The organism is Kerstersia gyiorum (genome assembly GCF_004216755.1).
Lineage (GTDB): Bacteria > Pseudomonadota > Gammaproteobacteria > Burkholderiales > Burkholderiaceae_B > Kerstersia > Kerstersia gyiorum.
Genome location: NZ_SGWZ01000004.1, coordinates 61,135 through 75,081, shown reverse-complemented (window position 1 = coordinate 75,081; position 13,947 = coordinate 61,135). Strand labels below are relative to the sequence as shown.

The 13,947-nt window shown below is 61.9% G+C and carries 11 protein-coding genes; 2 read left to right on the top strand and 9 right to left on the bottom strand.

The window, feature by feature from the left end; genetic code table 11:
• Positions 1-2 precede the first annotated feature (2 nt).
• Entirely contained in the window at positions 3-1,259 is a 1,257-nt protein-coding gene (locus EV679_RS12300) for a D-amino acid dehydrogenase (protein WP_130487377.1), read from the bottom strand.
• 196 nt (positions 1,260-1,455) lie between these two features.
• Complete coding sequence (locus EV679_RS12295) at positions 1,456-2,502, bottom strand: CDP-6-deoxy-delta-3,4-glucoseen reductase (protein ID WP_130487376.1); 1,047 nt, start codon at positions 2,500-2,502, stop codon at positions 1,456-1,458.
• A 466-nt stretch (positions 2,503-2,968) separates the two neighbouring features.
• On the opposite strand from EV679_RS12295, the gene EV679_RS12290 reads away from it, so the two are divergent.
• Together EV679_RS12290 and EV679_RS12285 are read left to right on the top strand one after the other, a co-directional pair.
• On the top strand, positions 2,969-3,967 hold the full coding sequence (locus EV679_RS12290; RefSeq protein ID WP_127774591.1) for a TAXI family TRAP transporter solute-binding subunit: 999 nt from the start codon (positions 2,969-2,971) through the stop codon (positions 3,965-3,967).
• A 115-nt stretch (positions 3,968-4,082) separates the two neighbouring features.
• Positions 4,083-6,782, top strand: a complete 2,700-nt coding sequence (locus EV679_RS12285; RefSeq protein ID WP_130487375.1) for a TRAP transporter permease — start codon at positions 4,083-4,085, stop codon at positions 6,780-6,782.
• Between the two features lie 49 nt (positions 6,783-6,831).
• On the opposite strand, the gene EV679_RS12280 is transcribed toward EV679_RS12285, so the two are convergent.
• From EV679_RS12280 to EV679_RS12250, 7 genes are read right to left on the bottom strand one after another with little or no spacing between them, the layout of a single operon-like run.
• Complete coding sequence (locus EV679_RS12280) at positions 6,832-7,767, bottom strand: branched-chain amino acid ABC transporter permease (RefSeq protein ID WP_068370613.1); 936 nt, start codon at positions 7,765-7,767, stop codon at positions 6,832-6,834.
• A complete protein-coding gene (locus EV679_RS12275; protein WP_068371002.1) occupies positions 7,764-8,651 on the bottom strand; it encodes a branched-chain amino acid ABC transporter permease in 888 nt (295 codons plus the stop codon). The genes EV679_RS12280 and EV679_RS12275 overlap by 4 nt, the downstream gene beginning before the upstream one ends.
• A gap of 6 nt (positions 8,652-8,657) precedes the next feature.
• A complete protein-coding gene (locus tag EV679_RS12270) occupies positions 8,658-9,362 on the bottom strand; it encodes an ABC transporter ATP-binding protein (RefSeq protein WP_068370612.1) in 705 nt (234 codons plus the stop codon).
• Between the two features lies 1 nt (position 9,363).
• Positions 9,364-10,128 carry an ABC transporter ATP-binding protein gene (locus EV679_RS12265; protein ID WP_238591365.1) on the bottom strand — a complete coding sequence of 255 codons (765 nt, stop codon included), beginning with the start codon at positions 10,126-10,128 and terminating at the stop codon, positions 9,364-9,366.
• Between the two features lie 39 nt (positions 10,129-10,167).
• On the bottom strand, positions 10,168-11,055 hold the full coding sequence (gene mmsB / locus EV679_RS12260) for a 3-hydroxyisobutyrate dehydrogenase (protein ID WP_130487373.1): 888 nt from the start codon (positions 11,053-11,055) through the stop codon (positions 10,168-10,170).
• Between the two features lie 19 nt (positions 11,056-11,074).
• A complete protein-coding gene (locus tag EV679_RS12255) occupies positions 11,075-12,589 on the bottom strand; it encodes a CoA-acylating methylmalonate-semialdehyde dehydrogenase (RefSeq protein ID WP_068370604.1) in 1,515 nt (504 codons plus the stop codon).
• Between the two features lie 37 nt (positions 12,590-12,626).
• Complete coding sequence (locus EV679_RS12250; RefSeq protein WP_068370602.1) at positions 12,627-13,841, bottom strand: ABC transporter substrate-binding protein; 1,215 nt, start codon at positions 13,839-13,841, stop codon at positions 12,627-12,629.
• Between the last annotated feature and the right edge of the window lie 106 nt (positions 13,842-13,947).

Below are 13,947 nucleotides of genomic sequence, written 5' to 3'. Positions count from 1 at the left end.
CTTTAAACGCCTAGAAAGGGGAACTCAGGCTCGGGACGGCGGCCGGAAACGATATCCGCCAACGCCCGGCCCGAACCGGCACCCATGGTCCAGCCCAGCGTGCCGTGCCCGGTGTTGAGATAGAGATTGGCAATGCGTGAACGGCCGATGAGTGGCACATTGGAGGGCGTTGCGGGACGCAGGCCGGTCCAGTAGGTGACGTTTTCGAAATCCAGCGCATTGGGGAATAGTTCTCGCGCTACCCGCGTCATGGCGTCGCAGCGCTTGTTATTTAGAGAACGCGAATACCCAGAAAGTTCCGCAGTGCCGGCCATGCGCAGTTTGTCACCCAGCCGGCTGAATACGATCTTGTGGCCGCTATCGGTCAAACTGGCGGTCGGCGCCTGTGCCGGGTCGATCACCGGGAAGGTCGCGGAATAGCCCTTGGCGGGATAAACCATGCAGCGCACGCCTACCGGACGCAACAGTTCGGGCGAATAGCTGCCCAGCGCCACGACAAAGGCATCGGCGCGCACGATTTCATAGTGGCCATCGGGTGCGATGACCTCCACGCCTGTCACCTTGCCCTGCTCGCACAGCAGCCGGGTGATCCGGGTGGAGAAACGGAAATTGACGCCAGCAGCTTCGGCGCGCTGCGCCAGGGCCGCAGTGAACTTGTGGACGTCGCCGCTTTCATCCTCGGGGGTGTAGTCCCCGCCGACGATCAGGTGGCGGCTGCTGGCCAGCGCCGGCTCGATCTGCACGACTTCATCGGCAGACACCACCCGGCGTTCCACGCCGAAGTCGCGCATCATGCCCGCGGCTTCCTGGGAATCGTCGAACTCTTCCTGGCTGCGGTAGAAATTGAGGATGCCGCGTTCGAGGTGGTCGTATTCAATGGACAAGTCGCGCCGCAGCTCCCGCAGGGTGCTGCGGCTGTATTCCGCCATCCGCACCATGGCGCGGATGTTGCGCGGCAACCGCGAGGGCAGGCATTCCCGCAGGAAGGCCGCGCCCCACAACCACTGGTGCCAGTCCAGCTGAGGACGGAACAGCAGCGGCGCGTCATCCTTGAACAACCATTTGAGCAGTTTCAGCGGCGCATGCGGGTTGGCCCAAGGCTCAGCATAGGAAACCGAAATCTGGCAGCCATTGGCGAAACTGGTTTCCTGTGCAGGCCCCGTACTGCGATCGAGCACTTCAACCTCATGGCCTGCCTGACGCAGCCACCATGCGCTGGAAGTGCCTACCACCCCGCTGCCCAACACCACAACTCTCATGCTGTTCCCCCGTCTTACAGGATGCAAACCCTTGCTGCGCCAGCATGGCCGACATGGCCCGCTGGCGCGATGATACAGACCGTCCGTGACTTCAGACGATAATCACTGAGTGTAACGCTCCGGCTGCCATCCCGCAGCCATAAAAAAGCGACAAAACCGCGCGGTGATAACGTCGCTGCACGGCAGCATTCCCGATTTACACCTGTAATGCGGCAAGATCCGCCGCATTGGTGAAGGCGTCCGAGAAAAACTGCGCCTCGGACAGACCGGCGCGGGCATGGAAATCCCGCCGCGCGGCCTCGACCATGGCTGGCGCGCCACAGGCGTACACCTGCCAGGCCGACAGATCCGGTAAATCTTCCAGCACAGCCTCATGCACCCAACCTCGACGGCCTTGCCAATTGTCTTCGGGCAACGCGTCCGACACCACCGGAATATAAGTGAGATCAGGCAATTGCTCCGCCCAGGCCCGCGCCCTGGCATCGTGATACAGGTCGCCCGGACGGCGTCCGCCCCAGTACAACCGAACCTTGCGCTGCAAGCCCTGCGCACGCATGTGCTCCACCATGGACTGCACCGGCGCAAAGCCGGTACCGCTGCACAGCATCACGATGGGCGCGTCATCCTCTTCACGCAGGAAAAAGGACCCTTGCGGCCCTTCGATGCGCAAAATTTCCTTGAGGCGCATCTGGGTGGCGCCCACACCGAACACATGATCCGTGAACAGGCCGCCAGGCACGTGCCGCAGATGCAGTTCCAGGAACTTCGCCTGGCCCGGCGCACTCGCCATGGAATAGCTGCGGCGCGTACCATCCTTCAGGATAATATCCACGTACTGTCCGGCGTAATAGCGGAAGTTTTCCGTCGCTGGCAACTGCAGCGTCAGAATGGTGACATCCGGCACGGGCCGCTCCATACCCATGACGCGCACCGGCAGCCGACGGATCTCGATATCCGTCGCCAGGCGCACCTGGTGGGACTCGATGACCATATCGGAGGTCGGCGTCACCTGGCAGAAAAGCGTATAGCCGGCGGCGATATCCGAGGCTGGCAGGCTCTGCGCGACGGCACCGCCCGCATCATAGCTGCCGCTGACCACCTTGCCCTTGCAGCTCGAACAGGCGCCGTTGCGGCAGCTGTAGGGCAACACGATGCCCGCCGCGAGCGCGGCATCCAACAGATTCTGCCCCCCTTCTGCGGAAAAGGCATGATTGGCGGGAAGGACGGTGATGTGATGTGACATGAACAGAATGCATCAGGACGAAATGCCCGGACACGAAAAACAGCAGCCGGGCACGGCGGACAGCGCAACGGGGGAAACACCCTCGCATGCGTCATAAAAGCTTGATTTTAGACGGTATGTCGCCCCTGCGGCCAGGGTGCGGGCAGGCGGCTCGCCGACTCGCTTCTGCGTGGTGCCTGCCCCCCGCACCGCCAGGGGAAAGCCATGTCCAGTCTCGATCCCCCCTGCAAACGCTGCCGGGATGTTTGCACCACTTGCCCGTTGCCATGCCCGCAAGCGGTGCATGGCGCACGTTCGCGATATCGGGTTAGCCCCAAATATCTGCAAAGCAACAAATTTGCTTCAATGGGTTGCAAGCCCGCCCGGTGCGCTACCCGCCTCCGGTCTTCCTGCCGCCCGCCCGCACCCCTGGGCACACGGCCAGCACGGATTTCTGTCCCCTTTCATCAAAGCCAGGAGAAATCGCATGCGCAATCCACTCTCCCCCCTCTTTCGCCGCCAAGGGCCGACTCTCAGCATCCTTGCCGCCCTCCTGCTCGGCGGCGCCGTGATCACCAGCCCTGCACAGGCCCAGACGCAATTCGTCAGTATTGGTACAGGCGGCGTCACGGGTGTGTATTACGCCGCCGGCGGCGCCATTTGCCGCCTGGTAAACAAAGACCGCAAGGATCATGGCCTGCGTTGCTCGGTGGAATCCACCGGGGCGTCCGTGTTCAACATCAACACTATCAAAGCCGGGGAACTGGATTTCGGCGTGGCCCAATCCGACGTGGCCTACAACGCCTACCATGGCGAAGAACAATTCAAGGATGCCAAGTACGATAAGCTGCGTTCGGTTTTCTCCCTGCACCCGGAACCCTTCACCGTCATGGCCCGGAAAGAAGCCAACGTGAAATCCTTCGACGATTTCAAGGGCAAGCGCTTCAACGTAGGCAATCCCGGATCAGGAACGCGCGCATCGCTGGAACAGTACCTGGCGGCACGCGGCTGGACGCTGAAGGACTTCGCACTGGCTTCCGAGCTGCGTGCCGATGAGCACGGCCCCGCCCTGTGCGATGGCAAGATAGACGGTTTCATCTATGGCGTCGGCCACCCTTCCGCCAATATCCAGGACCCGGCCACTACCTGCGGCGCGCAGCTGGTGCCCCTGACCGGCCCCGCCGTGGACAAACTTGTCAATGACCATGACTACTTCGCCAAGGTCACCATTCCCGGCGGGCTCTATCCCAACAACCCCAACGACATCGACACCTATGGCGTGCTTGCCACGCTGGTCACCTCCTCGGACGTGCCGGACGAAGCGGTCTATCGCATTACCAAGGCCGTGTTCGACAACTTCGACGACTTCAAGAAGCTGCACCCGGCGCTGGCGCACCTGACACCAGAGGAAATGATCAAGAACGGCCTGTCCGCACCGCTGCATCCCGGCGCGGAGAAGTATTACAAGGAACGCGGCTGGATGTAATGCCCGGAAGCGGCGCCACAACCGGCGCCATTTCCCCGCAGGGGCTTGGCCGGCCCGGCCTCGCCCCTGCCAACGGACCGACGGCACCGGTTCGCAGCAACACAGGAGGCATGCCATGAGCAACACCCCGCAGACACCCTCCACCGATCTCGAGCAACTGGTCGCAGATGCCGACCGCGGCGGCCGCAACGCCGGCGGCCTGGCGGGCGCAGTCCTCGCTATCGGCGCCCTGCTCTGGTCGCTGTTTCAGCTCTGGTATGCCTCGCCCTTCCCCTTCGACCTGGGCATAGGCATATTCAACGATACCGAAGCCCGCGCCCTGCATCTCGGCATCGCCATGTTCCTGGGCTACCTGGCCTATCCTTTCAGCAAACGCTCGCCGCGCGACCGCATGCCGCTCTACGACTGGCTACTGGCGCTGGCTGCAGCATTCTGCGGCGCCTATCTCTATCTTTTCTATGTCGAACTGTCGCGCCGCCCCGGACAGCCCACCCAATTCGACATCGTTTCTGCCGCACTGGGGCTGGTCCTGCTGCTGGAAGTCACGCGCCGCGCCCTGGGGGCTCCCATGGCCGTGCTCGGGCTGGCTTTCGTCATCTATGCCATGGCCGGCCCCTACATGCCCGATGTCCTGGCCCACCGCGGCGCCTCACTGGAACGCCTGGCCTCGCACATGTGGCTGACCACCGAGGGCGTGTATGGCGTCGCGTTGGGGGTATCGGTTTCATACATCTTCATTTTCGTACTGCTGGGTTCGTTACTGGACAAAAGCGGTGCCGGCAACTACATGATGCAAGTGTCCTTTGCCTTGCTGGGCCACCTGCGCGGCGGGCCGGCCAAGGTGGCCGTGGTGTCCTCTGCCGTCAACGGCCTGGTTTCGGCCTCTTCGGTAGCAAATGTGGTCACTGGCGGCATTTTCACGATTCCGCTCATGAAAAAAGCAGGCTATGGCGGCATACGCGCAGGCGCCATCGAAACCGCCTCCTCGGTCAATGGCCAGCTCATGCCGCCAGTCATGGGCGCGGCTGCCTTCCTGATGATCGAATACGTGGGCATTCCGTACACCGATATCATCCGCCACGCCATCCTGCCAGCCTCGATTTCCTATGTTGCGTTGTTCTATATCGTGCACCTGGAAGCGCTGAAACTGGGCATCCAGCCCATGATGTCGGCCGGCAAGCCGAAAACCCCGCTGCAAAAGCTGGCCGGCTGGGGCATGGGCATTTCCGGCACGCTGGTGGTCATGGGCCTGGTCTATTACATAGGCATAGGCGTGCAGGCAGTCGCCGGCGCGGCAGCCATGTGGATACTGATAGGGCTGCTGGTGGTCCTGAACGTCTGGCTGCTGCGCATGGCTGCCCGCCACCCCGACCTGCCCACTGACATCAGTATCACCAACCCGCAACGCCCCGAAACCTGGCCCACGGTACGGGCCGGACTGCACTTCCTGATTCCCATTGGCGTGCTGGTCTGGTGCCTGAGCATAGAAGAGCTTTCCGCCGGCCTGTCGGCGTTCTGGTCCGCCGTGGCCATCCTGCTGCAAATGGTGACCCAGCGCCCGCTGACGGCCTGGTTCCGCCAGCAGGCTACCGCCCCGGCATGGCGTCAAGGCGCCTGCGAAGCCATCCTCGGCCTGCAGGATGGCGCACGCAACATGATAGGCATCGCCATTGCCTGCGGCACCGCCGGCCTGATCGTCGGCGGCATCACGCTCACCGGCCTGGGGCTGCGCATGACAGCCTTCGTGGAAATGGTATCCATGGGCAACGTCCTGGCGATGCTGTTCTTCACCGCGCTAGTCTGCCTGATCCTGGGGCTGGGCATGCCGACCACGGCCAATTACATCCTGATGGCCACGCTGATGGCACCCGTCATCGTCGAACTCGGCGCCCAAAGCGGGTTGATCATCCCGCTGATCGCCGTGCACATGTTCGTGTTCTATTACGGCATCATGGCCGACATCACGCCGCCCGTGGGCCTGGCCACCTTCGCCGCCGCGGCCATTTCCGGCGAAGACCCGATCAAGACCGGCCTGCAGGGTGTGACCTACGCACTGCGGACGGCCTTGCTGCCCTTCATGTTCGTGTTCAACCCGATGCTGCTGCTCATTGACGTCGAAGGCTGGTGGCAGCTCAGCCTGGTCATCATCGGCGCCACGCTGGCGTCCATGACCTTCGCCGCAGCCACCATGCGCTGGATGCGCATACGCGCCAACCCGCTGGAAGTCATCGTGCTGCTGCTGGTTACCTTCATGCTGTTCCGGCCTGACTGGTTCATGAACCAGCTCTACGAGGAATACCGCGAACAGCCCGCCGCCGACATCTATCAGGTCGCGGCCGAACTGCCTGACAATGGCCGGCTGGTCGCCATCATCCAGGGCTACAACATCGAAGGCGACGAACTCTCCAAGACCGTGGCCGTGCGCCTGCCGGCGCTGCCGGACGATGCCCTGGCAACGGCAGGCGGCGTCACCCCGGACAGCGCCGCAACAGCGGCTGCCCCTGCGGCGGCGCACAAGGCGCTGGGCATGCAGCGGCTGGCGCTGGCAGGCTTGCAGTTCATGGAAATGGGCGATACGGTGCAAATCATGAACGTGCGCTTCGGCAGTACGGCGCGCAAGGCCAGCTGGGAACAAGGCTGGGATGTCCGCAGCCTGAAAGTGCCCAACCCCGACCGCCCCTCGCCATTCGTCGTCTACCTGCCTGCCTTGCTGCTGCTGGCGCTGGTCTGGTGGCAACAGGGACGGCGCATGCGCCACGCACCGCCTGCACAAGCGATGCCGTCTCCAGGCAATTTGCGCCGCGCGGGCCGGTGAGGTGACGACAAAATGGTACGGGCCGCCGCGCTGGCCGGCCCGTACCGCGTCAGCGCTGGCGCAGCACACGCCTGGCCAATGCCTGGAGTTCACCGACGATCCCGCGCCGGAATGCCAGTACGCACAGCACAAAGATCGCCCCCATGATGACCGTCACCAGCGAACCGACCTTGTCAGCCAGCACGTTCTGCAACGTCACGATGGTGCTGGCTCCCACAACCGGCCCCAGCAGCGTTCCCATCCCACCCACCAGCGTCATCAGCACCACTTCGCCCGACATATGCCAGTGCGCATCGGTCAGCGTGGCAAACTTGAACACCAGCACTTTGGTTGCGCCGGCCAGCCCGGCAAAACCGGCAGACAGGACAAATGCCAGAAGTTTGTAGCGGGTCACGTCATAGCCCAGCGATATCGCACGGGATTCATTCTCGCGGATTGCCTTGAGCACTTCGCCGAAAGGCGAATGCACGATCCGGAAAATCAACCCGAACGCCAGGACGAAGATCGCCAGCACCACATAGTAGAGGGTGATATCGTTATTGAGGTCCAGGCCCAGTATCGTGCCGCGCGGCACCCCTTGCAGGCCATCCTCCCCGCCCGTAAAGGGCGCCTGCAGGAAAAGGAAAAACACCATTTGCGCCAAAGCCAGCGTAATCATCGAAAAATATATCCCCTGCCGACGAATCGCCAGCAAGCCGATGATCAATCCCAGCACAGCAGCCACCAGCGTGCCTGTTATCACACCCGTAAGCGGACCGAAGGACCAGACCTTGATTGCATGCCCTGCCACATACGCGGCTGAACCAAAAAACGCTGCGTGGCCGAACGACAGTAATCCGGTATAGCCCAGCATCAGATTGAATGCGCAAGCAAACAGAGCGAAGCACAACACCTTCATCATCAGGATGGGATACACCAGCGCCGGCGCGCACAGGCCCAGGATCAGCAGGACAGGATAAAGAAACTGCGATGCCTTCAATTTCATGATGCCTCCTTGCCGAACAGGCCCGCCGGACGCAAGACCAGCACCACGGCCATGATGACGAATACGACAGTCGCTGATGCCTCCGGATAGAACACCTTGGTCAAGCCTTCAATCACTCCCAGCCCCAGCCCTGAGAGAATCGCCCCCATGATGGAACCCATGCCGCCAATCACCACTACCGCAAATACGACAATGATGAGATTGGAGCCCATCAGCGGGCTGACTTGCAGCACCGGTGCCGCCAGCACCCCGGCCAGCCCGGCCAGCGCAACACCAAAGCCGTAGGTCAGCGTCACCATGATGGGTACATTGATCCCAAACGACTGGGTAAGCGACGGGTTTTCAGTAGCGGCGCGCAAATAGGCGCCCAGGCGCGTGCGTTCTATCATGAACCAGGTGAACAGGCACACCGCCAAGGACGCCACAATCACCCAGAGCCGGTACTTGGGCAGGAACATGAAGCCCAGATTGAAGACTCCGGTCAATTGCGACGGAATGGCATATGGCTGGCCGGAAACGCCGTAGGCATCCCGAAACAGCCCCTCCAGGATGAGCGCAAGCCCGAACGTCAGCAGCAAACCGTAGATATGATCCAGCTTATAGAGCCGCCGCAGCAGCGTGCGCTCTATCACCATACCGAACAGGCCTACTGCCAGAGGCGCCAGCAACAACGACCACCAATAATTGATGCCCAGGTAGTGCAAGCCCATCCAGGCAAACATGGCGCCCATCATGTAGAGCGCCCCGTGCGAAAAATTAATGATATTCAGCAAACCGAAAATCACGGCCAGCCCCAGGCTCAACATTGCATAGAACGCCCCGTTGACCAGCCCCAGCAACAATTGCCCCATCAGTGCGGGCAATGGCACGCCCAGGATTTCCATCATGGCTCATACCCCCAGGTAGCGGCGCAGCAGGTCCTGCCGTTGCGGCAGTTCCTCGCGCGTCAACTCGGCCACGGCCTGGCCGTGTTCGATGATGTACATGCGATCGGCCAGCGGTGCCGCAAACGCAGCGTTCTGCTCGACCAGCAAGATGGTGTAGCCCTGCTCCTTGAGCGTCTGGATCACCCGGCCCAGCTGCGCCACAATCACAGGCGCCAGGCCTTCCGAGATTTCGTCGAGCAAAAGCAGCCGGGCGCCAGTGCGCAGGATGCGCGCCAGGGCGAGCATCTGCTGCTCGCCCCCCGACAACTTTCCGGCAGGGCTGTGTCGTCGTTCCAGCAAGTTTGGGAACATCGCATAAAGTGCCTCGACGCTCATGCCGCCGCTGCCGACCCGAGGCGGCAACAGCAGGTTTTCCTCGCAATTGAGACTGGCATAGATGCCACGCTCTTCCGGACAGTACCCCACGCCCAGGCGAGCGATGCGATGCGGCGCCAGATCAATGGCCTCAGTACCATTGATCGTGATGGAACCCGTGCGTTTTCCAGTCAGGCCCATGATGGCGCGCAGCGCCGTCGTACGGCCTGCGCCATTACGGCCCAGCAAGGTCACGCACTCCCCCTGCATGACGTTCATGTCCAGGCCATGCAGGATATGGGACTCGCCGTAATAGGCATGCAAATTTGTGATGCGCAGATATTCGATGCCCATGTCATTGCCCCCCAGCACCGCCCATATATGCCTCAACCACGCGCGGGTCATTGGCAACGGCCGCGTAATCCCCCTCGGCCAAGACAGCGCCACGCGCCAGCACGGTGATGCGGTCACAGATACCTGACACCACTTTCATGTTGTGCTCCACCATCAGGATGGTCCGGCCCTGCGCCACCTTGCGGATCAAGGCCATCACCCGTTCCACGTCCTCATGCCCCATGCCCTGGGTCGGCTCATCGAGCAGCATCAGTTCCGGCTCCAGCGCCAGCGTGGTCGCTATCTCCAGCGCGCGCTTGCGGCCATAGGGAAGCTCCATGGCGATCATACCGGCGCTGTCCTCCAGCCCCATTTCGGCCAGCAAGGCCATGGCGCGATCGTTGAGCTGATCCAGCACGCGCGACGGCCGCCAGAAGTGAAACGACAGCCCCAACTGGCGCTGCAGGGCGATGCGCACGTTTTCCAGTACGGTCAAATGGGGAAAGACGGCAGATATCTGGAATGAACGAACAATTCCCTGCCGGGCGATACGCGCTGGCGGCTCAGCAGTGATGTCGACACCGTTGAAACGGATAGTGCCGCGCGTCGGGGTCAGGAACTTGGTCAGCAGATTGAAGCAGGTTGTCTTGCCCGCGCCGTTCGGACCGATCAGGGCGTGGATGTGGCCGCGCCGGATCCTGAGATCGACGCCGGCCACTGCCACGAAGCCCCTGAATTCCTTGGCCAGACCTGCTGTTTCCAGCACATAGTCATGGTTTGAATCCAAAGCTGTCTCCTTCCTCATCCTTCTATCGGGTGCCTTGTGTCAAGCCTGGGATGCAAGCAGGTTATAGATACTGGAAAAATCCAGCCGGCCATGCCCGGCCTTGCTGTGCAGATCGTACAGATTGCGCACCAGCGCGCCGAGCGGTGTCGGCGTACCGGTCGCCAATGCGCTTTCCTGGGCCAGGCCAAGATCCTTCAACATCAGGTCCACGCCAAAGCCATCCGCATAGCCATGGGACGCGGGAGCCTGCGCCATCACACCAGGACAAGGGTTGTAAACCTCCAGCGTCCAGTTGCGCCCCGAACTGCGCAGCATGACATCCGACAGCACATTGGGGTCCATCCCATTGGCGATGCCCAGCCGCAATGCTTCGCTGGTACCCGCCATGAGGATGCCCAGCAGCATGTTGTTGCACACCTTGACGGTCTGGCCGCTACCGCAATCTCCGGCATGGAAAATATTCTTGCCCATGGCTTCCAGCAGCGGCCTGCCCCGCTCGAACGTTGCCGTCTCCCCGCCCACCATGAACGTCAAGGTCCCCGCCTTGGCGCCGCCGGTTCCCCCTGACACCGGCGCATCCAGCATGAAATGCCCGGATTCGGCCGCTGCCGCAGCAACCTTGCGCGCCACGGCCGGCGCAATGGTGGAGCAATCCACCAGCAGCGTGCCGGCGGGAACCGCAGCCAGCACGCCTTCATCTCCCAGATACAGCGCTTCGACATGGCGCGAGGCCGGCAGCATTGTGATGACGGCTTGCGCCCCCTCCAAGGCCTGCCTGGCCGAAGCTGCACGCTGGCCCCCTGCCGCCGCGAAGGCCTCCAGGGCTGCCTCGGCCAAATCGTAGCCAAGCACCTGGTGGCCTGCCGCCAGCAGGTTCACGGCCATGGGCAAGCCCATATTGCCCAGTCCGATGAATGCGATCCTCATGTTGTCTCCTCCTGTGCGATCACTTCATGGCGATCGTCGTATTGACGCTGCCGCCTTCAGCATCCGGCTGGAACCAGCGTGCCGTCACGGTCTTGGTCTGTGTCCAGAAGCTGATCGCCTGCTTGCCGTTGGGGCCCAGATCACCCAGCTTGGACGCCCGCGAACCGGTAAAACTGAAATAGGCGACGGGTACGGGAATCGGTACGTTGATACCCACCTGGCCGACGTCGATTTCATTCTGGAACTTGCGGGCTGCCCAGCCGCTGCTGGTGAAGATGGAAGTGCCGTTGCCATTGGGATTGGCATTGATGAAGGCAATCGCCTCATCCAGGGAATCCGTCCCGGCCAGCAACAGCACCGGTCCGAAAATTTCCTGGTCATAGATTTCCATGCCCGGCCGTACCCCGGAAAACACACTGGGACCGACAAAATTGCCGCGCTCGTAGCCAGACACCTGGTAGCCGCGGCCGTCCAGTTCGAGTTGCGCCCCCTGCTCGACACCTGACTGGATCAGACGCTCGACACGCGCACGCGCCCGGGGACTGACCAAAGGCCCCAGGTCCGCGGCACGGTCGGTACCTGGCCCGGCACGCAGCGCGCGGGATCGCGCCACGATCTCCGGCACCCAATCGCGCGCCTGGCCGACCAGAACCGCCACCGAGTTGGCCATGCAGCGCTGGCCCGCCGCCCCGAAGGCAGAACCCAGCAAATTGTTGATGGCCTGGTCCTTGTGCGCATCGGGCATGACAATGCAATGATTCTTGGCCCCCATCATGGACTGCACTCGCTTGCCCGCCTCGGTAGCGCGACGATAGATATGGGTGCCCACCGCCGTCGAACCAATGAACGACAAAGCACGGATATCCGGGTGATCACACAGGCTGTTGGCCACATCGGCCCCGCCATGTATCACATTGAGCACTCCCGGCGGCACGCCCGCCTGATGAGCCAATTCCACCAGCAGCATGGTCGAACTGGGTACCTGCTCGGATGGCTTGAGAATAAAGGTGTTGCCGCACGCGATGGCCATCGGAAACATGAAGCACGGCAGCATCACCGGAAAGTTGAATGCCGTGATTCCGGCCCCGACACCCAGCGGCTGCAACAGGCTATAGACATCTACGCCGGTCGCCGCGTTCTCGGCGATTTCCCCCAATTGGAGGGTCGTGATGGCGCAGGCATGCTCGACCACTTCCAGCCCGCGCGCCACCTCGCCCTCGGCGTCAGGGAGCGTCTTGCCATGCTCACGCGTGATCAGCTCGGCCAGCTGTGCAGTATGTTCGCGGATCAGTTGCTGCAATCGCAACATCACCCGCATCCGCGCTCCAAGCGAGGTATTGCGCCAACTCTGGAATGCGCGGACAGCACTGGCCACTGCCAGCTCGACCTCTTCGGGTGTCGCCAGCGGTACTTGCGCCACCACTTCCTGAGTGGCGGGATTGGTGACATCAAGCCACTGCGTACTGCGTGACTGATAAGGCTTGCCATCAATGAAATGCGGAATGCACGGCACGGCCGTTTGCGGCGAACTCATGGTGATACTCCGTGTGAAGGTTCAGGCCAGGTGGTGCTTACTGGACCAGGGGACAAGTGGAGGCGGACAGCGGCTTGAAGGCCAGGTCAGCCGGAATGGTGGCGAGCAGGTTGTAGTAGTCCCAGGGGCCCTTGGACTCTGCCGGGGTCTTGATCTGGTACAGGTACATATCGTGAATGACGCGTCCGTCCGGACGGATGGATGCATTGCGCATCACGGCATCGTCAATCGGCAGCTCGCGCATTTTTTCCATCACGACCTTGTAGTCATCGGTCCCCGCAGCGGCCACAGACTTCAGATAATGCAGCGTGCTGGAGTACACCCCCGCCTGCACCATGGTCGGTTTGTTACCCCGGTAGCGCTGCTCGAAGCGCGCCGAAAACTCCCGCGCCCGATCATCCATATCCCAATAGAAGCCATCGGCAAAAATCAGGCCCTGTGCCGCATCCAGGCCCATCGCATGGACATCGGACAGAAAGATCAGCAAGGCCGCAATGCTGGGCGAACCGCTGCCGATGCCGAATTCCTGGGCCGTCTTGATGGCATTGATCGTGTCCTGGGCGCCATTGGCCAGACCGATCACATCCGCGCCTGAAGCCTGGGCCTGCAGAAGGAATGAAGAAAAGTCGTTATTGTTGAGCGGGTGCCGGATCGCCCCGACCACGGTGCCGCCATTGGCCTTCACCATGTCGCCGGCTTCTTTCTCAAGAGAGTGGCCGAATGCGTAATCCACCGTCAGGAAGTACCATTTCTTGCGCCCCTCCCGCGTCAGGGCGGCGGCAGCACCGGCAGCCTGGGAATAGGTATCGAACATCCAGTGAAAGCCATTGGGCGCGCATTCGTCATTGGTCAACAGCGCCGTTGCCGGCCCGCTGTACATTGCAATGCCGCCTTTTTCGCGTATCAATTTCTGGATCGCCAGCGCGCCCGCCGAATTGGTCAGGTCGACAAAGGCATCGACATGATCGCGGTCCATCCATTCGCGCGCCTTGGCCGAGGCGATGTCTGCCTTGTTCTGGTTGTCTGCCGACAGCACTTCGATATTCATGCCCTTGCAATCGGCCTTGAGGCAATCCTCCACCGCCATTTGCGCGGCAACCACTGAACCGGCGCCGCCCATGCCGGAATACGGCCCGGCCATATCGGTCAACACACCGATCTTGACCACATTGTCCGAAATCTGAGCCTGTGCCGCACCGCTTGCCGCTACCGTCAGGGCGAGCGCCGCCCAACGCTTGGAATAAGCTGCCATGTTTGTCTCCTCGGGTTGTCATTCGGATAGCCGGCGTACCGGATTCCTGTTTTTTGTGAATCGAGTATAGCGATGCGTTTCCGACGCGAGTTAGCTAATATATGCA

What these genes read in the sequence shown, in the direction of transcription:
- EV679_RS12250 (WP_068370602.1), bottom strand. Translation starts at nt 13,841, where the DNA reads ATGGCAGCTTATTCCAAGCGTTGGGCGGCGCTCGCCCTGACGGTAGCG.
- EV679_RS12285 (WP_130487375.1), top strand. Translation starts at nt 4,083, where the DNA reads ATGAGCAACACCCCGCAGACACCCTCCACCGATCTCGAGCAACTGGTC.
- EV679_RS12270 (WP_068370612.1), bottom strand. Translation starts at nt 9,362, where the DNA reads ATGGGCATCGAATATCTGCGCATCACAAATTTGCATGCCTATTACGGC.
- mmsB (WP_130487373.1), bottom strand. Translation starts at nt 11,055, where the DNA reads ATGAGGATCGCATTCATCGGACTGGGCAATATGGGCTTGCCCATGGCC.
- EV679_RS12255 (WP_068370604.1), bottom strand. Translation starts at nt 12,589, where the DNA reads ATGAGTTCGCCGCAAACGGCCGTGCCGTGCATTCCGCATTTCATTGAT.
- EV679_RS12290 (WP_127774591.1), top strand. Translation starts at nt 2,969, where the DNA reads ATGCGCAATCCACTCTCCCCCCTCTTTCGCCGCCAAGGGCCGACTCTC.
- EV679_RS12280 (WP_068370613.1), bottom strand. Translation starts at nt 7,767, where the DNA reads ATGAAATTGAAGGCATCGCAGTTTCTTTATCCTGTCCTGCTGATCCTG.
- EV679_RS12295 (WP_130487376.1), bottom strand. Translation starts at nt 2,502, where the DNA reads ATGTCACATCACATCACCGTCCTTCCCGCCAATCATGCCTTTTCCGCA.
- EV679_RS12275 (WP_068371002.1), bottom strand. Translation starts at nt 8,651, where the DNA reads ATGGAAATCCTGGGCGTGCCATTGCCCGCACTGATGGGGCAATTGTTG.
- EV679_RS12300 (WP_130487377.1), bottom strand. Translation starts at nt 1,259, where the DNA reads ATGAGAGTTGTGGTGTTGGGCAGCGGGGTGGTAGGCACTTCCAGCGCA.